General features: G+C 64.8%; 18 protein-coding genes. 11 read left to right on the top strand and 7 right to left on the bottom strand.

All coding sequences use genetic code 11. The features are described from left to right. Nucleotides 1-149 precede the first annotated feature (149 nt). The 4 genes from bfr to G6N38_RS26335 all read left to right on the top strand — a co-directional run bounded on the left by bfr (nucleotide 150) and on the right by G6N38_RS26335 (nucleotide 3,680). Nucleotides 150-629: a bacterioferritin gene (bfr, locus tag G6N38_RS26350; protein WP_108054510.1), complete on the top strand. Its 480-nt coding sequence runs from the start codon at nucleotides 150-152 to the stop codon at nucleotides 627-629. 65 nt (nucleotides 630-694) lie between these two features. After that, nucleotides 695-1,192 carry a carboxymuconolactone decarboxylase family protein gene (locus tag G6N38_RS26345; protein ID WP_163751063.1) on the top strand — a complete coding sequence of 166 codons (498 nt, stop codon included), beginning with the start codon at nucleotides 695-697 and terminating at the stop codon, nucleotides 1,190-1,192. Nucleotides 1,193-1,229: 37 nt separating this feature from the next. Then, nucleotides 1,230-2,573 (top strand): type I glutamate--ammonia ligase, encoded by a 1,344-nt coding sequence (locus G6N38_RS26340; protein ID WP_170314187.1) that lies wholly within the window; start codon nucleotides 1,230-1,232, stop codon nucleotides 2,571-2,573. Next, on the top strand, nucleotides 2,574-3,680 hold the full coding sequence (locus tag G6N38_RS26335; protein WP_163751061.1) for an amidohydrolase family protein: 1,107 nt from the start codon (nucleotides 2,574-2,576) through the stop codon (nucleotides 3,678-3,680). A gap of 4 nt (nucleotides 3,681-3,684) precedes the next feature. On the opposite strand, the gene G6N38_RS26330 is transcribed toward G6N38_RS26335, so the two are convergent. Beyond that, nucleotides 3,685-4,083 carry a hypothetical protein gene (locus tag G6N38_RS26330; RefSeq protein ID WP_163751060.1) on the bottom strand — a complete coding sequence of 133 codons (399 nt, stop codon included), beginning with the start codon at nucleotides 4,081-4,083 and terminating at the stop codon, nucleotides 3,685-3,687. Between the two features lie 513 nt (nucleotides 4,084-4,596). Here G6N38_RS26330 and G6N38_RS26325 point away from each other — a divergent pair. Together G6N38_RS26325 and G6N38_RS26320 are read left to right on the top strand one after the other, a co-directional pair. After that, nucleotides 4,597-5,214: a TetR family transcriptional regulator gene (locus G6N38_RS26325; protein ID WP_163751059.1), complete on the top strand. Its 618-nt coding sequence runs from the start codon at nucleotides 4,597-4,599 to the stop codon at nucleotides 5,212-5,214. 185 nt (nucleotides 5,215-5,399) lie between these two features. Further along, nucleotides 5,400-6,725, top strand: a complete 1,326-nt coding sequence (locus G6N38_RS26320; protein WP_163751058.1) for an oxygenase MpaB family protein — start codon at nucleotides 5,400-5,402, stop codon at nucleotides 6,723-6,725. A gap of 90 nt (nucleotides 6,726-6,815) precedes the next feature. Here G6N38_RS26320 and G6N38_RS26315 read toward each other — a convergent pair whose 3' ends face one another. Beyond that, nucleotides 6,816-8,348 carry a GMC family oxidoreductase gene (locus tag G6N38_RS26315; protein ID WP_163751057.1) on the bottom strand — a complete coding sequence of 511 codons (1,533 nt, stop codon included), beginning with the start codon at nucleotides 8,346-8,348 and terminating at the stop codon, nucleotides 6,816-6,818. Nucleotides 8,349-8,517: 169 nt separating this feature from the next. Here G6N38_RS26315 and G6N38_RS26310 point away from each other — a divergent pair, with 169 nt between their 5' ends. Next, nucleotides 8,518-9,249 (top strand): nitroreductase, encoded by a 732-nt coding sequence (locus G6N38_RS26310; RefSeq protein ID WP_163751056.1) that lies wholly within the window; start codon nucleotides 8,518-8,520, stop codon nucleotides 9,247-9,249. Between the two features lie 18 nt (nucleotides 9,250-9,267). Here the strand turns inward: G6N38_RS26310 and G6N38_RS26305 are convergent, their stop codons facing one another. Both G6N38_RS26305 and G6N38_RS26300 read right to left on the bottom strand, forming a co-directional pair. Further along, the gene (locus G6N38_RS26305) at nucleotides 9,268-10,677 is read right to left on the bottom strand and encodes a phosphotransferase (protein ID WP_163751055.1); all 1,410 of its coding nucleotides are present in this window, start codon (nucleotides 10,675-10,677) and stop codon (nucleotides 9,268-9,270) included. Then, nucleotides 10,674-11,111: a nuclear transport factor 2 family protein gene (locus tag G6N38_RS26300; RefSeq protein ID WP_163752434.1), complete on the bottom strand. Its 438-nt coding sequence runs from the start codon at nucleotides 11,109-11,111 to the stop codon at nucleotides 10,674-10,676. Before G6N38_RS26300 ends, G6N38_RS26305 begins: the two co-directional genes overlap by 4 nt. Before the next feature lie 210 nt (nucleotides 11,112-11,321). Between G6N38_RS26300 and G6N38_RS26295 the strand changes: the two genes are divergently transcribed. After that, nucleotides 11,322-11,927, top strand: coding sequence for a TetR/AcrR family transcriptional regulator (locus G6N38_RS26295; protein WP_163751054.1), 606 nt, complete (start codon nucleotides 11,322-11,324; stop codon nucleotides 11,925-11,927). Nucleotides 11,928-11,933: 6 nt separating this feature from the next. Here the strand turns inward: G6N38_RS26295 and G6N38_RS26290 are convergent, their stop codons facing one another. Both G6N38_RS26290 and G6N38_RS26285 read right to left on the bottom strand, forming a co-directional pair. After that, nucleotides 11,934-12,380, bottom strand: coding sequence for a PaaI family thioesterase (locus G6N38_RS26290; protein ID WP_246227447.1), 447 nt, complete (start codon nucleotides 12,378-12,380; stop codon nucleotides 11,934-11,936). Continuing rightward, a complete protein-coding gene (locus G6N38_RS26285; protein WP_163751053.1) occupies nucleotides 12,377-13,483 on the bottom strand; it encodes a phosphotransferase in 1,107 nt (368 codons plus the stop codon). The genes G6N38_RS26290 and G6N38_RS26285 overlap by 4 nt, the downstream gene beginning before the upstream one ends. Nucleotides 13,484-13,532: 49 nt before the next feature. On the opposite strand from G6N38_RS26285, the gene G6N38_RS26280 reads away from it, so the two are divergent. Genes G6N38_RS26280 through G6N38_RS26270 form a run of 3 tightly spaced genes read left to right on the top strand, consistent with a single transcriptional unit; the run spans nucleotide 13,533 to nucleotide 15,807 of the window. After that, nucleotides 13,533-14,357 carry an SDR family NAD(P)-dependent oxidoreductase gene (locus G6N38_RS26280; RefSeq protein ID WP_163751052.1) on the top strand — a complete coding sequence of 275 codons (825 nt, stop codon included), beginning with the start codon at nucleotides 13,533-13,535 and terminating at the stop codon, nucleotides 14,355-14,357. Beyond that, complete coding sequence (locus tag G6N38_RS26275; protein WP_163751051.1) at nucleotides 14,354-14,767, top strand: nuclear transport factor 2 family protein; 414 nt, start codon at nucleotides 14,354-14,356, stop codon at nucleotides 14,765-14,767. Before G6N38_RS26280 ends, G6N38_RS26275 begins: the two co-directional genes overlap by 4 nt. Further along, entirely contained in the window at nucleotides 14,764-15,807 is a 1,044-nt protein-coding gene (locus G6N38_RS26270) for a TIGR03857 family LLM class F420-dependent oxidoreductase (protein ID WP_163751050.1), read from the top strand. The genes G6N38_RS26275 and G6N38_RS26270 overlap by 4 nt, the downstream gene beginning before the upstream one ends. Before the next feature lie 97 nt (nucleotides 15,808-15,904). On the opposite strand, the gene G6N38_RS26265 is transcribed toward G6N38_RS26270, so the two are convergent. Next, nucleotides 15,905-16,984 carry a phosphotransferase gene (locus G6N38_RS26265; RefSeq protein ID WP_163751049.1) on the bottom strand — a complete coding sequence of 360 codons (1,080 nt, stop codon included), beginning with the start codon at nucleotides 16,982-16,984 and terminating at the stop codon, nucleotides 15,905-15,907. Between the last annotated feature and the right edge of the window lie 12 nt (nucleotides 16,985-16,996).

The raw sequence follows: 16,996 nt of genomic DNA, 5'->3' as shown, positions 1-16,996 counted from the left end.
CTCTCATCGCAGGCGGCGTCACATCTGCCGTGTTAGTGCAGACTAACCTTAGTTAGGCCCGCCTACAACACCTTCATGCCGCGAACTTCGCGAGTCCGGCATCGGGCCTGCACTAGGGTGATTTCCACAGCCACCTAGGGGGAGACGTCATGCAAGGTGACCCGGAAGTTCTTCGCCTGCTCAACGAGCAGCTCACCAGCGAATTGACCGCCATCAATCAGTACTTCCTGCATTCGAAGATGCAGGACAACTGGGGCTTCACCGAGCTGGCCAAGCACACCAGGGACGAGTCGTTCGACGAGATGCGACACGCCGAGGCGATCACCGACCGCATCCTGCTCCTCGACGGGCTGCCCAACTATCAGCGGCTGGGCTCGCTTCGCGTCGGGCAGACCCTGCGTGAGCAGTTCGAGAGCGATCTGGCCATCGAGTACGAGGTGGTCGGCCGCCTCAAGCCGGCCATCATCCTGTGCCGCGAGAAGCTGGACTCCACCACGGCCAACCTGTTCGAGGAGATCGTGGCCGACGAGGAACACCACATCGACTACCTCGAGACGCAGCTCGAGCTGATGGACAAGCTCGGCGTCGAGCTCTACTCCGCGCAGTGCGTGTCCCGCCCGCCGAGCTGAGCACAACCTCGGCGGGAAAACTAGAACACGTTCCAGATTCGCCTCCTGCGGCGTAGCATCGCGCCATGAGCCGAATCGGAAACTTCGCCGAAGACGACATCGCTGGCTGGATCGTCAAGTCCCCGGATATCGGAAAGGCGATGGCGGGCTTCAGTGGTGCGGTCTACAGCGATAAGAACCGTCTGCCGATGCGGGTGCGCGAGCTCGCCCGCGCGGTGATCGCCCATGACAACGAATGTGTCTTGTGCCAGAACACCCGCGACGCCGATGGTCCCGCCGCCGGAGTCGACGAGGAGCTCTACGATCACGCCCTGGAGTGGGCAACCTGGCCGGGCTACAGCGAGCAGGAGCGAGTCGCCGCGGAGTTCGCCCACCGGTTCGGCACCGACCACGTGAACCTTAAGTACGACGAGGATTTCTGGGAGCGCGCCCACGCGCAGTTCTCCGACGAGCTGCTGGCCGACCTGACGTTGTCGTGCGCGATGTGGATCGGGATGGGCCGCATGCTCAGCACCCTGGATATCGGGCAGAGCTGCAAGCTGACGCTGCCTAGCCGCGCCTAGCGGTTATCGGGCGCATCCCACGCGTGTGGTCGGCAGAATGACTGCCATGACCACACCGGCTGCCCAACTGGAAGCCGACGGCGTGCACACCGTCGTCGGGACGGTCGTCACCCCCGCCGGCCTGACGCACGCCAAGACCGTGCCAATCCGCCGGCTCGACGCGTTCGCCGATGCGGGGCTGGGTTTCAGCCCGGTCACCCATGGCTTCACCATCGATCGCACCGGGATCGCATTCGCCGAGGGCATCAGCGTCGTCGGCGACCAACGGATCCGGATCGATCTGGATGCGCTACGCACTATCGGCGACGGCCTGGCATGGGCACCCGCCTCCTTCTTCGACCAGGACGGCAACCCGATCCCGGCCTGTGCGCGCGGCACACTGGCGCGCATCGAGTCCCGGTTGGCACAGGCCGGATTCCGGGCCCTGGTCGGCCACGAAATCGAATTCCTGCTCGTCGATTCCAACGGAAACCGGTTACCGGGCAACCTGTGGGCACAGTACGGACTCGCGGGTGTGCTGGAGTACGAGGGTTTCATCCGGGAGGTGACCGTCGCGGCGGGCACCGCCGGTGTGGACATCGAACAGTTCCATCCCGAGTACGGCGTCAACCAGTTCGAGATCTCACTCGCGCCCAGGTCTGCGGTGACCGCCGCTGACCAGTTGATCCTGGCCCGGATCATCATCGGCCGGGTCGCCCGCAAGTACGGTCTTCGGGTGAGCCTGTCCCCGGTGCCGTTCGCCGGAAGCGTGGGTTCGGGTGCTCATCAACACTTTTCACTGCTGCGCGGGGACGTGCCGGTATTTTCCGGCGGGACGGGTACGCAGGGCATGACCCCGGAGGGGGAGAGCGCGATTGGAGGGATCGTGAGCGGGCTGCCGCAGGCGCAACTGATCTTCTGCGGCTCAATCGTGTCGGGACTGCGGATGAAGCCGGGCAATTGGGCCGGCGCCTACGCCTGTTGGGGCACCGAGAATCGCGAGGCAGCCGTACGTTTCGTGCGTGGCACGCATGGCAATCCGCACGGGGCCAACGCGGAGGTCAAGGTCGTCGACCCCTCGGCCAACCCGTACTTCGCCACCGCCGCGATCTTGGGCCTGGCACTTGACGGGATCGAGCACAGCGCCCCGTTGCCACGGGAAACGTCGGTCGACCCGGCCACCCTGTCCGACGACGCACGCGCCGCGGCGGGCGTGCTGGCGCTCAGCGCCGACCAGTCCGAACAGATCACCGCGTTGGACGGTTCCGCGCGGCTGCGAGCCATCCTCGGCGATGCGGCCGTCAACGCGCTGGTCGCCGTTCGCCGCTACGAGCACGAGACGTATTCGCAACTGGACGCCGAGGCGCTGACGGAGAAGTTCCGGATGGCCTGGAGCCTATAAATGTCTTCTGCGCTGGCCGACCACATCGCGGGTGTTCGCCTGGTGGACAACCATGTACACGGCTATTGGCTGACCTCCGGTGATCGGCGGCGCTTCGAGAACGGCCTCAACGAGGCCAACATCGACCCGCTGGCGGACTTCGATTCGGGCTTCGACACCCAACTCGGCTTTGCGGTGCGGGCACACTGCGCCCCACTGCTCGGCTTGCCCGAACATGTTGACCCGCAGACCTATTGGGAGCGCCGCCGCGAATCGACCGAGGATCAGCTGGCTCGGGTTTTCCTTCCGGCCGCGGGAGTCAGTGACTGGCTGGTCGACACTGGTCTGCCCGGCGCGATCGGCGGGCTGGCCGAGATGGCGGACGTGTCCGGCAGCGCCGTCGGCGAGATCGTCCGGCTCGAACAGATCGCTGAGCAGGCGGCGGCAGCCGCGGGCGACTACGCCGATGCGTTCCGGCGAATCCTGCACGAACGCACCGCGACTGCCGTCGCCACGAAAACCGTACTGGCCTACCGAGGCGGGTTTAACGGCGATCTGTCCGAACCCGACGAACGCGCCGTCGACGCCGCGGCGGCCCGGTGGCGTGATGCCGGGGGAGTGCGGCTCGCCGACCGGGTGCTACTGCGATTCGGGGTGCACGAAGCGCTTCGACTGGGCAAGCCCCTGCAGTTCCATGTCGGTCTCGGCGACCGCGACTGCGATCTGCATCGGACCAATCCGCTGTTGCTGCTGGACTTGCTGCGGCAGTCGGGTACGACACCGATCGTGCTGTTGCACTGCTATCCGTACGAACGCGAAGCCGGCTATCTGGCCCAGGCGTTCAACAACGTGTATCTCGATGTCGGCCTGAGCATCAATCATCTCGGCGCCCGCGCCGAAGCCTTCGTCGCACGGACCCTGGAACTGGCGCCGTTCCGCAAGATCCTCTACTCCTCGGACGCATTCGGCCCCGCCGAATTGCACTACCTGGGTTCGGCGTTGTGGCGGGCGGCGATGGCCGCCGTCTTGACCGGGTTCGTGGCCCGCGGGCAGTGGAGCGAACCCGACGCGATCCGGGTGGTCGACCTGATCGGGCGCGCCAACGCCAGACGGGTCTATCGGCTGTAGTTGATCAGGCGGGTGGGAAGTGCACCCATCGCGCGATGTCAGCAGGGCCGGAGCAGATTAGCGGCACGCCCGGCACGTTGACCTCCCACTCGTCGCCGGCCATCCGTTCTTGCGCGGTGGCACCCGGCGTAGAGCAGCGCAGCGAGTTCTGAGCCTCGCCCACCAGCGGGCCGGTCGGCATCCACACACCGCTGGCCGCACAGATGAGAGTGCCGTTGTTGGCGTCCAGCCCGAATACGAAGGAGGGGCTCGGCGTACAGGGCGTGCCGCCGACCACATTCTTGGCCACGTTCGGCACGCAGCTCGCCGAGTGGCACGAGGTGGCTGACGACGGAGGTGCGAGCGAGATCGTCGCGCCGAGTAGACCGCACGCGATAATCGGCACGACGACGATTGTGCGCATCCCTGCCTCCTGGCGGTCGGGCCGACTCTGCCGGCCTGATCAGCGTAGCGCCGTGACCACCCCGTCGCGTTGAGTTTGTCCCGACTACCGGGCCACTGTTACGGCAACCTGATTGCCTCCGCGGATCCACTACCGGGTGGCTGAAAGGCCTGGTCGCGGGGGAAGGGCGGTGCCGGATAGCTGGCGCACCCGGGCGTTAATCCTCCATTGCACCAATAAGGCTGTCGTGCAGCATTTTTGGGCAGATACTCCCCATCGTATCCACAATGTGAACTGTCACCGCGGGAGTTGCTCTTGTCGGCCCAAGCGTCATCGTGCTCCTATCGGTCGTTGAGTGCGAACTCGGCCGCTGAGGTCGGTCGGCGGGTCGGTCAGCAGAGGTTGAGCAGATCCAGGAACTCCAGGGCAGAAGCACTCGGACACTGCGGCCATGATTTCCCGACGTGATCGAGCCACCGGATTCGCCCTGCGATGTGTCGTGGACTTCGGGGCGACGCTAACTACACTGCCAACATGATCAGCCCTGATGGCGCCGGACAATCGCTTCAGCGGCGGATGAAGGACCGCATGCGGTCCGAAGTTGCCGCGATGGCAATCGAATTGTTCATCGCCAAGGGCTTTGACGAGACGACGGTCGACGAAATATGCGCGACTGCGGGCCTGTCCCGGCGTAGCTTCTTTCGCTATTTCACGACCAAGGAAGACGTCGTGATCTCTCAGCTCCCGGTGTTGTCCGACCTGGGCTGCGAGGCCTTTCTCGCCCGGCCTCCTGGCGAGGACGTCTGGACCGCGCTTCGGCACAGCCTGACCCCGTTCGTCGATTGGGTCGACGAGGACCACTCGCGTGCGTTGGCGTTCCTTGCACTGATCGAGAAGTCACCCACCTTGCGATTTCGCTATCTAGATCGCGTTGATCGCTGGCAGGCCGGCCTCGTCGCCGCGGCCCGTAGCAGACTCGCGGATTCCAGCAACGACCTGTATCTGCCGGTGCTCGTCGCCGCTGCCACCGGCGCCTATCGGGCGGCGGGAAAGGTGTGGGCTCAGTCGGGCGGCGGTGACTCGATTTCGAAGCTCTTCGATGAAGCATTCGCGGCCCTCACCCCGGCTCCGTATGCAGGTCGAACCAGCTGAGGCGGTTGGCGACCGCCGAACTCGCCTTTAGGCGGACCGATGGTGCTGGCATTCGGTGCGCCCGGACGCTAATCTGCCACTGAGTGCCACCTTGGCATCAATGGGCCACCAGCGCCGATCGTTTCCGCGCTGGGCTCGGGCGATGCACAGTCAACGGGTTGCCGGAATGAAAGAGGACCAGAGGAATGCTCACTGCACAGGAGCGGGCCGCTCGTATTCGAGGTCAGCGAGAGGCGCAGCCCGAGATCTATGGCTCGATCGACTTCGACACGCTGCCGCTGCGTTTCACGACGGACCCCAGCGTTCCGGCTCAGATGCGAGACGAGCTGGCAGACCAGCGTCCACGACTACTGGCCAATCCGGAGTTGGTGTCGGTAATCGCGGACTACACGATGCTCGGGGATCGCGTCGGCGACGCTTATGCCGGGCTCATGTCGGAGTACGGGTTCAAGCGCCTGGTCGACATGCTGGCCGAGGCCTGTGACAAGGGTGTGGATCAAATCGATGGCGCCCCAACGGAATTAGTCGATTTCATCGAGGATATGGAGCGTGTCCCGGATTGGATCGACCTGGCTCTCGTCGAGCGTGGCGCGCGGCTGGAACGCAACGCCACCGCACACGCGCTGCCCTACGTCATCCGCGGCGGCCTGCTCGGGACCTTTGCCAACAAGTATGCGGCGTTGCCGATGGCTGTGACAGGTGCGTTCAGCGAACGAACCTCCGGCAAGCGGGTCAAGGAGACTGCCGCGTTCTTCGTCTCGTCGGTTCTGCCCGGTGCGCTCGCGCGCGACGGATACAGCTTCAAGAGTGCGGCAATGGTTCGGCTCATGCACTCGATGGTGCGGATCAACGTCATGCGTAAAGGCCGTTGGGACAGTGCCGAATACGGTGTGCCGATCCCGCAAGCCGATCAGATGCCGGCCGGCAGCGCTGCCACGTTCGCCCTGGCGATGAAGGTTCTCGGCAAGGGCCGCCGCGAGTTCACCGCCGACGAACGGGCCCGGGTGGAGTTCCACCGGTACCGATGCTTCCTTCTCGGACTGCCTGAAGAATTGTTGCCCACCACTCCACAAGACATCGTGGATGTCATGGCAACTCGGCACGCGACGCTACGGGCCGGATGGGACGATGACACCTGTGGCCGTCTGGTCAGTGGCACCATGAGTGCCCGCTTCGAACCGGACGGCTCGCTGGCCACTCGTATTCGCGAGCCCTTCGAGCGCAGCCTCAGCAAGGTTTTCTTTGCCCGCACGTACGTCGGAGGCGACACGGCGAAGGCCGCGAAGATGGGCATAATCATTACCCGCGCAGACCGTGCGCGGGCGATCGCCGCCATGCTCCATGTCCTCGCGCAGATGGCCCCGTACGCGATTGCCGATCGGCTGCCTTATGTCAGTGACCTGGCGGACCGTCGTCTAACTCGGAAGGTCTCCACACTGCTCGAACGCTACAGCGGCGCGGAGTTTCGGACCGACGTGACGACCTACCAGCCCACCCCGGGGGCTCACTGACCGGTTGTGCACCCCGGCACCATGCGGGTGCCGGCGGTGGTGGCTGGAACCTCCCAGAATCCGGCCATCAATTTTCCAGTGCGTCGTCAGTTAGCGGGCGGGCGAAGGAGCAGAAGGTCGCTCGAGGATGAGCTCAGCTGCGCGAAGGGCGATCATCATGGTGGGGGCGTTGGTGTTACCAGAGGTGATGGCCGGTATCACCGAGGCATCGGCAACGCGAAGACCATCGACACCGTGTACACGGAGGTCTGGACCGACGACCGAGCCGTCGTCGGTTCCCATCCGGCACGTGCCGACCGCGTGGTAGATGCTGCTTTCAGCGGTGGCGAGCCAACGCCGCTCGTCGCCTTCAGTCGGGCTCAGATTGGCGCCAGTCACTGCACGCATGGCTGGCTGGGATTCGACGATGTCCCGCGTCAGCTCGGCACCCTCCAACAACTTTCGCACGTCCGCGGGCCGGCCCAACCGATCGAATTCGATGAACGGCTTGCCGTCCCGGACGCGAATCCGCCCGCGGGCCTCGGGATGCATCAACACCGTGTAGGCCGTGAATGCGTCGGAGCGCTCCAACTTTGCCCGGCCACTCACGGGGTCGAGCTCGTAACGGGCCGGGGTCACGGCGATCTGAAAGTGCTCGGTGAAAAGCTGAGCCTCGAAGGGGGTGGTGGTCAGCGGGCCCTCACCGCGCGCGATGAATTCTCCAAGCGCCTTGGCGGTGCGGACCGGACCCATGGTGTTGATCGTCGGCACCTTCGAAGCCCAGCGCTGGGTGACGACGAGATGGTCATGGAAGTTCTCACCGACGCCCGGAACGTCGGCAGCGCTTCCGCCCGCGCAGATGCCGGAGTTCATCAGCAGTGCAGCCGACCCGATTGCCCCAGCGCACAGCACCACTTCTTGGCGGGCCCAAATGACGCGTTCACCGACCTGAACACCGACCGCCCGCCCGTGCTCGACGAGTACGCGAGTGGCGGTCGTCCGCGTCAGGACGCGTGGGCGCTGGCCGCGGGGCAACCCGCGCAGGAATTCCCGGCCTGATGAGCTGCGCAAACCCCGGCGCTGGTTCACCTGGCTGCGCGCCACTCCCACTTGGTCGGAACCGTTTGGATCCGGGTTGAGCCGGTGGCCGGCGTCGACCGCCGCCTGGATGAAGGCGTCGTCGATCTCGTGGTGGTGGCCGCACCACGAGACTGCGATGGGCCCGGAGCCGCCGCGATACTCGTCGGGTCCGTCGACCCAGTTCTCCAGCGCTTTGAAGTGGGGGAGCACGTCGCGGTAGGACCAGCCGGTCGCCCCTGCTTGCGCCCAACCGTCGTAGTCGGCTCGTCGACCGCGCGCGTAGACCATCGCGTTGATGGATCCGCTGCCCCCAACGATTCGTCCACTGGCGAAGGCGCTCGGCTTTCCGCCCTTGCCTGGCTCGGGCGCGGTGGGGTACTTCCAGTTGGCCGTCGCGTAGAGGGTCACGATACCGAGGGGGAGGGCCACGTCGAGTCGTCGATCAGTCCCGCCCGCCTCCACCAGGATGACGCTCGCTCCGGCCCCTGCAAGCCGACTGGCGATGATCGAGCCGGCCGACCCTGCTCCGACCACGACGTAGTCCGCCCGGTACTCCTCGTTCATGCCGAAATCTCCTCAACGCCTGATTGGTTGATCAACGACGACCTTCGGTGAGTCCCTGCGCTACGGCCGGTGCAACGAATTTAACACGCGCTAGAATCGACGAACCGTTCCCGACCTTGCTTGATGGCGGCGACCGCGAGAACACCGACAGATTCGGAGGACACCGCAAATGACCACCGATCTTCGCGCCATCGTCGAATCGCGTAGGTCTGATCAGCTTCCGGTCGATGCGGCCACGACGCTGACGCATCTACTTGCCGTCCGAGCGAGCTGCCGAGCGTTCAAACCGGAACCCGTTGCCGAAGGGACTATTCGGGCGATCTTGGCCACCGCACAGCTGACGGCCTCCTGGTGCAACAGCCAGCCCTGGCAGCTCGTGGTCACCAGCGGGGCGGGAACCGAACGGCTTCGTGATGCGCTCTACGCCGCAGCCTCGAGTGACCACCTTGAGACTCCCGACATTCCCTTTCCACGGGAGTATCGCGGGGTTCATCGCGACCGGCGTCGCGAAAGTGGATACCAGCTCTATTCTGCGTTGGGCATAGAACGTGGCGATCACCCGCGTCAGATGGCGCAGACGCTGGAGAACTTTAGGTTCTTCGGCGCACCGCACGTGGCGGTTATCCACACCGATGAGGCACTGGGGCCCTACGGCGCGGTCGATTGCGGCGGATACGTCAGCAACTTCCTCATTGCTGCGACCGCACACGGTGTTGGCAGCATCGCCCAAGCCGCGCTCGCGATGTATCCCAACGTCCTTCGCGAAGAACTCGGTCTGACGACGGACCGCACCGTTGTGTGCGGTATCTCCTTCGGTTACCCCGACATCGACCATCCGACCAACGGCTATCGCACCTCCCGGGCTCCACTCGACGAGGTCGTCGATTGGATCACTGCCTGACCGGCACGCCGCTCACCGTCAGGAGGTCGTCGGTACCGCCGACCAGTCGATCGGTTGCACCCGAAACCCGCGGACATCGCGCATCCCCGGGTCGATGAGCTCGATCTGGCGACGGACGCGGCGGGTGAGCAGCCGGACGATATCGCGTTCCCGGTCGGCGCCGCGCTCGGCGACGAAACGTTCGAGTCGCTGGTCGGCGTCGAGCCAGCCATCGGGTCGCACGCCGAGTAGCTCTTCCTCTTCCTCGCGATCAGCGGCCTCCACCGATGCCGCGGCCGCGGCACTGCGGTGTAGACCCGGCAACAGATCGCGTACGATCGCCAGCCGGAAAGCCACGTGGTCATCGGGGTTCACGTCATCGAGAACGTCGGCGAGGATGCGCTCGGCGGAGACGAAGCTCGGGTCGTTCCGTGGGGGCACCGATGTCACCGCGGGTGGCGATTCCAGCGAGTAGCCGCCCTCTTCGGCGATGATCTGCAGACAGATCATGAAGGACATCAGCGACCAGGCCTGCCATTGCGCCAGATCGAATTCTGCCGGCGGATCGGCCCGCGTCGCTGCCGACAACATGGGTGTCAGCAGTGCAAAGCGCACCGCATGGAAGTTGACCACACTTCGGTCGATCGGTTGTCCGGTCGCGTTCGCGTAGGCGGCGTACGCCCCGGTGAGATCTCCGATGGGCTGGGCCGTATCCCGCATCCGCATGGCGCCCAGGTCCGCGAGTGGGTCACCCAGACAAGAGAATTCGACGTCCATCAGTGCCGTCACCCGGTCGTCGGCATGAAGGAACTGTCCGGCGTCGAAGTGAATCCACGATGTCTGCTCGCGGTGTGTCGGCACGTGGCGATGCAGCCACGACACGATGAACTCGATCGTCGGATCGGGCCCCGGCTTGATCTGCCGGTACCACTTCTCCGAAAGGCCGAAGCCCATGTAGCCGATATCGCGGGGAGTAGCCGGACGGGATAGGCCGATCGCTTGGAACAAGGCTGGGTCCAGGCGATGCGCCTCGGCGAGTTGTGCGACGTAGTCGTTGATGACGGCGCCACGGGTCGCGGCGTCATCGCGTTCATCGAAGCGGTCCCGGCCCCGGATCGACTCCATCAGAATCGATTCGGGTTCCTCGCAGAATGCCAACGGCGCGGGCACCGCGACACCGTTGGCATGTAGGACGCGCATGATTTCGTATTCGCGACGCAACGAAAGGGTTTGTGTCCACGGCATGGATTCCTCGCGTTGGCAACGTGCATAGAGCTCGCGCCGCTGGCCCTGCACCTCGACGGTGAGGAACCATGCCGGACGCCACCGCGCTTGCCGGCGCCAGGACACGATTCGGCCGCCGGTTACCGTTTCGACCCAGGTGAACAGACGGGGCCATGGATCCGCCAGTGTCTCGCGCCTGTCGTCGGCCACGATATCGACGGTCATGTGGTGCGCAGCTGCGCCATCATCTGGGTGACATCCCAGAAGTCCCGATGGCTGGTCAGCGTGCCATCCGTACCGATGTGGCAGGCGGCGACCCCGGGGACGCTGAATCGTTGCCCGTTGGAGGGGACGAGTGAGCCGTCAGCCAGTCGGAGTGCACCTTCGAAAGATCCCTCCCACTGCCATTCGAGGTAGAGCACGCCGTCGCGAGCTGCCGGCGCGCAGAACTCGATGACGGAGTCCGGCGCGAACTTCAGCATCCACCGGTGGAAACGCGCGATGCCGTCGTGACCCGCATACGTTGTGCCCATGGCCATGTCGGTGTATGTGCCTGCCGGATCGAAGAACTCGAGCAGTCCCTCGGGGTCCTTGGTCCACGCAACGGAGTACGCAGCCGCAAAGGCGTCGATGTCGTCTATGGGGTGGGGAATGCTCACGTCAGTCACTGGCCCTTCGATCGGCGATACAGTTTTTACTGTATATTAGAAAGTGATACTTCCACAGTGCAATGCAGTGGGGCCAGCAGCACCTCGGCCTTGTTGACCCTAAACTCTCCGTGTGTACGTATTGGTTTGCTCAGGACGCCCGGCGGGCGAGCCGGTGCAGTGCCGATCGCGCCGTGATGGCGCAGTGCGGTGGGGAACGCCATGAGCTCGCCGTCGCGCCGATCGCAGCGCGAACGAGTGGAGGAGTCGTCACGCCGACTCGCCGAGGCCGCCATCGAGTTGATTGCCGAGAAGGGGTATAGCAACACCACCGCCCAAGAGATCGGCATCCGAGCCGGGTACAGCCGCGCCATGGTGCGTGAGCGGTTCGGATCCAAGGAGGCGCTGCTCGAGGCGGTCCTGCAGGACTACGAAGGCCGCATCGACGTGCCCCAACAGACCGGGACGCCGGGTTTGCAGCGGGTGTTGGCCCCGATCCTGGCCCTACGGGATTTCGCGGCTGAGGACCCACGACTGCTGCGCGCGGTGCTGAGCCTGAACTTCGAAGCGCTGCATGACCATGACGCGCTCCGGCAGCGCATCCAGGAATGGCTCACACAGTTGGAGGAGGGTATTCGCCGCGCCGTGACCGACGGTCAGGTTGATGGTTCCGTATCGGGGTCGTGCGATGCCCACGAGGTCGCTTCGGAGATGATCGCCACCGGCATCGGCTACGCCTACGCGTGGATCCTGGACCCGGCCGCCGTCGATTTCGACGCGGTGTTGACGCGCTGGCACGACCGCATGGCTGAGCGGCTCAGCGGCTGACGGGCGCTACTCGGCCAGGTGCGGCACGTTTTGGAGCCGGAGCTGCCCATGGGCCATGAGACGGGCCGAGTCGTCGCTGATGCGGACCTCCCAAAGCTGTTGCGTACGACCGCGATGTAGTGGCAGCGCGGTGGCGGTGAGGCTGCAGCCATGGGTGACTGGGCGCAGGAATTCAGTGTGATTGGCTAGTCCGACGACTCGGCCTTGGTCGCCGAACCACAGTCCACCGCCGATGCTTCCGGCGGTCTCCACGACGGCGCAATAGACCCCACCGTGAACGATGCCGTAGGTCTGCAGGTGACGATCGTCGATGGACCAGCTGACATCGACGCGGTCGCCGTCGGCGTGATCGAGCCGAAGGCCGAATGCGTGGTTGGGGCCGACCGCCATGAACGTGGCCAGCATCTGTTCCTGTGCGGCCGAGGGGGTGCGGCGGTGGTTTGCGGGGCTCATGCGGTCGGCCGCAGTGCCCGTACCGCGCTCACCGCGTCGGTGTCGGCGATGATCGCAAAGCTGCGTTCCATCAGAACCTGAAGCAGCTCTTGGCCTCTGGGGTTCAGGGTGTCCCAGGAGATCATCGCCAGTAGTGGCAAGGCGATCTGCGCCACGACGGCGATCTGGAACTGCTGCCACGCCTGGTCGAATGGGTAATCGATGCCCGACTCGGCCAAGGTCTCGACGTAGCGAGTGACCAGGGCGCGTTCCCGTCCGGCGCGCTCTTGCGGGGTCAGGCCCTGACCGACCAGATAGGCCACATCCCACATACCGCACCCACGTCCGGCGAACTGATAATCGACGGTGAGATGCGGGCCAGACTCGTTGAAGAACAGGTTGTCGGCCCGAAGATCACCGTTGACCAGCGTGGCCGGCTCGGTCAGCGACCCGAGCAGAGCGGGAGCCAGCGCGGAGTACTGATCGAGGATGTCGGTCAAACCCTCGGGGGCGGTAGCGCGGCCGTGTTGCAGGTAGATCGGCCATCCGGCGCCGGTGCCGACACTGAACAGACCCGCCATACGAGCGTCGTCGAGCCCCAGGAAAGCAGCGTTCTTCGTGGCAGCCGGTTTCATGTCCCAACCCCAAGCATGAAAGCGCGCCAGCTCGTCCAACACGGCCTGCACGCGGTCGAAGCTCAAACCCTCGAGGTGGTCAGCGTTGTCGAGTCCCGCGAGGTCTTCCATGACGATGACGAAATCGGTGCTGTCATCCTCGATAGCGGCGAAGTAGGCCCGCGGTGCGTTGACGGGGGCGGAAGGCGCCACATCGTTGTAGAACGCCACCTCGCGGTCGTAGAGGTGAATCGACTTGGCCAGCTCCAGGAAGGTGGGATAGTCGGTCGGCCATTTGATGATGACTGTTGCCGGACCGTCTCCGTCGAGGTCGAGGTGAGCCCGGTACAGGAAAGACGCGAATCCAACCCCCTCGGCGATCCTCTCCACTCGCATGCGGTGGATGCGAGTTCCCCGCGCGATGGCCCCCGCTGAAACGAGGACATCGGCGAGCCAGTCGGCGGTGAGCTCGGTGGCAGAACACGGGAACCGCGAAGTTATTGAAGTCATATTAGAAAAGTAGTTGTTTACTTGCCCACAAGCAAGTATGAATGTGGTCATGGTTACACATGGCTTAAAAGTCGCCGGCAGCCGCGCACTCGTCACCGGTGCCAGTCGGGGGATTGGCGCGGACCTGGCGCGCGGACTGCGGCGCTGCGGCGCGACGGTGGCGTTGGTCGCCCGCCCATCCGAGGAGTTGTTCGCGTTGGCCGAGGAACTCGGCGCACAGGCGTACCCCACCGACCTCACCGATCACGAGGCTGTTCGAGGACTCCTGGATCGCGTCGAGGCTGACGGTGCCATCGATATCCTCGTCAACAACGCTGGCGACGAGAAGATCGGTCGATTCGACGAAATGACCTCCGAAACCCTGGATTTCATTCTGGACCTCAACGTCCGCGCGGTGGTCGAATTGCAGCGCCAAGCGATACCCAGAATGGTCGCGCGGGGTCGGGGACATGTGGTCAACGTGTCGTCCGTTGGCGGCCTGATCTGCCCGCCCAATCTGGCCGTCTACGCGGCCACCAAGGCGTTCATCACTCATCTGACGGCCAATCTCGCCGCCGAGTTCCATGACGCGCCTGTCGGTTTCACCAAGGTCGAGATCGGCGAGGTGGCCGACACCGGTCTGATGGAGAAGGGGCGGACCGACGCGGTCTTCACCGCGTTGGTGCAGCGGATGTATCGGCTGCACATGAGTCGGCTGATCACGCCCACGGAGATCACCAGCGCAACGCTGGCTGCCATCGAGAACGGGCGAGGTTCGGTGCGGTTGCCCCGGCGTATCGGCATCAGCTCGTACCTGGTCGATGCCCCGCGTGCGCTCACCAGCTTGCTGGCGCGGGACCTCCGGCGTCAGCAACCGGCAATGGCCGGCCGGTGAGCGCGACCAACGCATCGGTGGCGAGCCCGAAGACCGTCGTCGAGCGCTACAACTACGAGCTCTGGAACGCAAGGAATTACGCCGTCGCCGAGGACATCCTGGGTGCCGAGATCGTCCGCAATACGCCGGGCGGGCGGATCGTGCAGACGCGCGAACAAGCGGTGCAGCGCGTCCGCGATCTCTGGGCCACGGTCAAGAGTGTGCATTTCACGCTATTGCGCGTCGTCGCCGACGATCAACTGTGCTCGATCGTCTACCAGGCGGACATCGTCAATCATGACGACACCCCGGACTACATCGCCGCGATAGAGGTCTTCCGCGTTGACCGCGGGCGAATCGTCGAGGTGTGGAACCCCTGTAATTACGACCATGACCGATGGCCTGAGTTCGCCACGGAGAGGAATGAATGAGTACTTCGATTCGGCCGGAGCTAGGCTTCTACACCCTTGGCGGACAACCAGAATCACCACGGGTGCTCGTTGACGAAATTCGGCACGCCGAAGCACTGGGACTCGGCCACGCCTTCATCTCCGAGCGCTTCAACACCAAGGAGGCCTGCACGCTGTCAGGCGCGGCCGCTGCGGCCTCAGAGCACATCGGCATCGCCACGGGCGCGACCAATCACAACACCCGCCATCCGATCGTCACGGCGGCGTATGCGCTCACGATGCACGGGATGAGCAACGGCCGGTTCACGTTGGGTATCGGTAGGGGAGTGCCACCACTCCAGGACGCGTTCGGCATGCCGCGCATCACGACTGCGCAGATGGAAGACTTCGTCGGCGTCATGCGCCGACTCTTCCGTGGGGAGACCATCATCGGGCATGACGGCCCGATGGGACGATATCCGCTGCTTCGACTCGGCCAGGACTACGACGTCGATATCCCGATGGGCATGGTGGCGTTCGCACCGAACTCGCTGGAGCTGGCCGGCCGCGTGATGGACCAGGTCATCCTGCACACCTTCTTCACCGACGAGACACTGGCCCGGTGTGTACAGACCGTGAAGTCCAGCGCCGAACGGGCTGGGCGCAATCCGGACGATGTCAAGGTGTGGTCCTGCCTGGCAACGATCGGGGACCATATTCCCGAGGAGATGCGGCTGCGTAAACTCGTCGGCCGGCTGGCCACCTATCTGCAAGGCTACGGCGACCTCATGGTGCGCACGAATCGGTGGGATCCTGCAGTCCTGCAACGTTTCCGGGACGATGCGGTGGTCAAGAGCTTCTATGAGGGCGGGCTGCAGGCGATCGACAGCCCGACCACGCCCATCGACAAGCTGGAACACATCGCGACGTTGTTGCCTGCGGAGTGGACGGCGCCCGCAGCGACGGGCAGCGCGCAATCCTGCGTCGCCACCATCCGCGAGCAGCTGGCGCTCGGTGCCGACGGTGTGATCCTGCACGGTGCGACGCCCACCGAGCTCGAGCCGATCCTGGCGGCCTATTAGGATGTGGGTCCACAGTGCACCGCAGATGATCTTGCGGGCCGCGACGATTCAGTCTGGAGTCACAATGTCTGGCTGGTGTGCGGTGCGCTCAACCCGTCTACAGTGAGCGCAGCGCCTCGAAACTGTCGTTGGCGATGATCTGGTCGGCGGCGCGCCGGGCCATCGCTGCGAACATGGCGTCACCGCGCTCTGTGGCCTGCACCCCCATCGACACCGGGATCGTCAGCACCAGAGCGAACAGCGCATGTGCCCGATACTCCTGCAAGCACACCTCGAGCGGATAGTTCGTCACGCCGTAGGACGACAGTTGCTCGTGGTATTCGGTCACCAGGTCGCGTTCGTGCTTCTCGCGCTCGGCCTCGGTCATGGAGGTGCCCAGGAAATAGGACACGTCGATGACTCCGGGGGCGGCGGCCACGCTCTGCCAGTCCACCACCGCCACCGGCACGGCGCCGCCTTGGGCGTCGAACAACAGGTTGTCTAGCCGAAAGTCGCCGTGCCACAGCGTCCGATGGTTGCGTAGCGTCGCCAACCAGCTGCCGACCTCGTCGGCCAACCGGTTCACCGCGGCGACGTGTTCGGGGTTGAGGTACTGACCGAATCGGTCCAACCAGGGAGCCGCGACCGCGGGGATGGCAGAGCCGAGCATGTTCCAGACCGAATCAGCCGGCAGCCACGGTTCCCGCAGATAGTCCTGCTGCCACGAGCTGCCGTGCAACGCGGCCGCCTGTCCCAGTGCCAGTGCCGCCTGGTCGGCGGTGCAGCCCCCGATCTGCTCGACCATCTTCGCCGGGCCCAGGTCCTCCAGCAGTGCGACGAAACTGACACCGTCTTCGGCGATATCGGCGTAGAAGCACTCCGGGGTGCGAGTCCTCACCTGGCCGGCCAATTTCTGATAGAACTGCACCTCGCGGCGGTAGGCGCCCGTGGTGGCGGCCATCTGCCGACTGGCCGCGTCGGTGCTGGCCACCTTGGCCACCACGCAGGCCGGGGCGTTCGGAACGGCCGTGGCATAACGGAGTTCGAGCCGGTAGCTTGCGGCCATCTGGCCTGTGCCGATCGGTGACGCCGTCACATCCTCGACGGTGGCATCCGGGAATTTGCCAGAGCTCCGAATCATCGTGGTGATGCTGTGGGCAGTCAACGACCCGACGGTGTTCTCGGCGGCGAACGGCATGGTGTTCTCCTC

The organism is Mycolicibacterium helvum, from assembly GCF_010731895.1.
In the GTDB taxonomy this organism is placed as follows: domain Bacteria; phylum Actinomycetota; class Actinomycetes; order Mycobacteriales; family Mycobacteriaceae; genus Mycobacterium; species Mycobacterium helvum.
The sequence above is the reverse complement of the archived record's forward strand: the minus strand, read 5'-3'. Positions and strand labels throughout refer to the sequence as shown.

Coding starts and splice junctions, on each gene's coding strand:
- G6N38_RS26340 (WP_170314187.1), top strand. CDS start 1,230: ATGACTGCCATGACCACACCGGCTGCCCAACTGGAAGCCGACGGCGTG.
- G6N38_RS26335 (WP_163751061.1), top strand. CDS start 2,574: ATGTCTTCTGCGCTGGCCGACCACATCGCGGGTGTTCGCCTGGTGGAC.
- G6N38_RS26330 (WP_163751060.1), bottom strand. CDS start 4,083: ATGCGCACAATCGTCGTCGTGCCGATTATCGCGTGCGGTCTACTCGGC.
- G6N38_RS26345 (WP_163751063.1), top strand. CDS start 695: ATGAGCCGAATCGGAAACTTCGCCGAAGACGACATCGCTGGCTGGATC.
- G6N38_RS26310 (WP_163751056.1), top strand. CDS start 8,518: ATGACCACCGATCTTCGCGCCATCGTCGAATCGCGTAGGTCTGATCAG.
- G6N38_RS26325 (WP_163751059.1), top strand. CDS start 4,597: ATGATCAGCCCTGATGGCGCCGGACAATCGCTTCAGCGGCGGATGAAG.
- G6N38_RS26280 (WP_163751052.1), top strand. CDS start 13,533: ATGGTTACACATGGCTTAAAAGTCGCCGGCAGCCGCGCACTCGTCACC.
- G6N38_RS26295 (WP_163751054.1), top strand. CDS start 11,322: ATGAGCTCGCCGTCGCGCCGATCGCAGCGCGAACGAGTGGAGGAGTCG.
- G6N38_RS26315 (WP_163751057.1), bottom strand. CDS start 8,348: ATGAACGAGGAGTACCGGGCGGACTACGTCGTGGTCGGAGCAGGGTCG.
- G6N38_RS26265 (WP_163751049.1), bottom strand. CDS start 16,984: ATGCCGTTCGCCGCCGAGAACACCGTCGGGTCGTTGACTGCCCACAGC.
- G6N38_RS26285 (WP_163751053.1), bottom strand. CDS start 13,483: ATGACTTCAATAACTTCGCGGTTCCCGTGTTCTGCCACCGAGCTCACC.
- bfr (WP_108054510.1), top strand. CDS start 150: ATGCAAGGTGACCCGGAAGTTCTTCGCCTGCTCAACGAGCAGCTCACC.
- G6N38_RS26320 (WP_163751058.1), top strand. CDS start 5,400: ATGCTCACTGCACAGGAGCGGGCCGCTCGTATTCGAGGTCAGCGAGAG.
- G6N38_RS26270 (WP_163751050.1), top strand. CDS start 14,764: ATGAGTACTTCGATTCGGCCGGAGCTAGGCTTCTACACCCTTGGCGGA.
- G6N38_RS26290 (WP_246227447.1), bottom strand. CDS start 12,380: ATGAGCCCCGCAAACCACCGCCGCACCCCCTCGGCCGCACAGGAACAG.
- G6N38_RS26305 (WP_163751055.1), bottom strand. CDS start 10,677: ATGACCGTCGATATCGTGGCCGACGACAGGCGCGAGACACTGGCGGAT.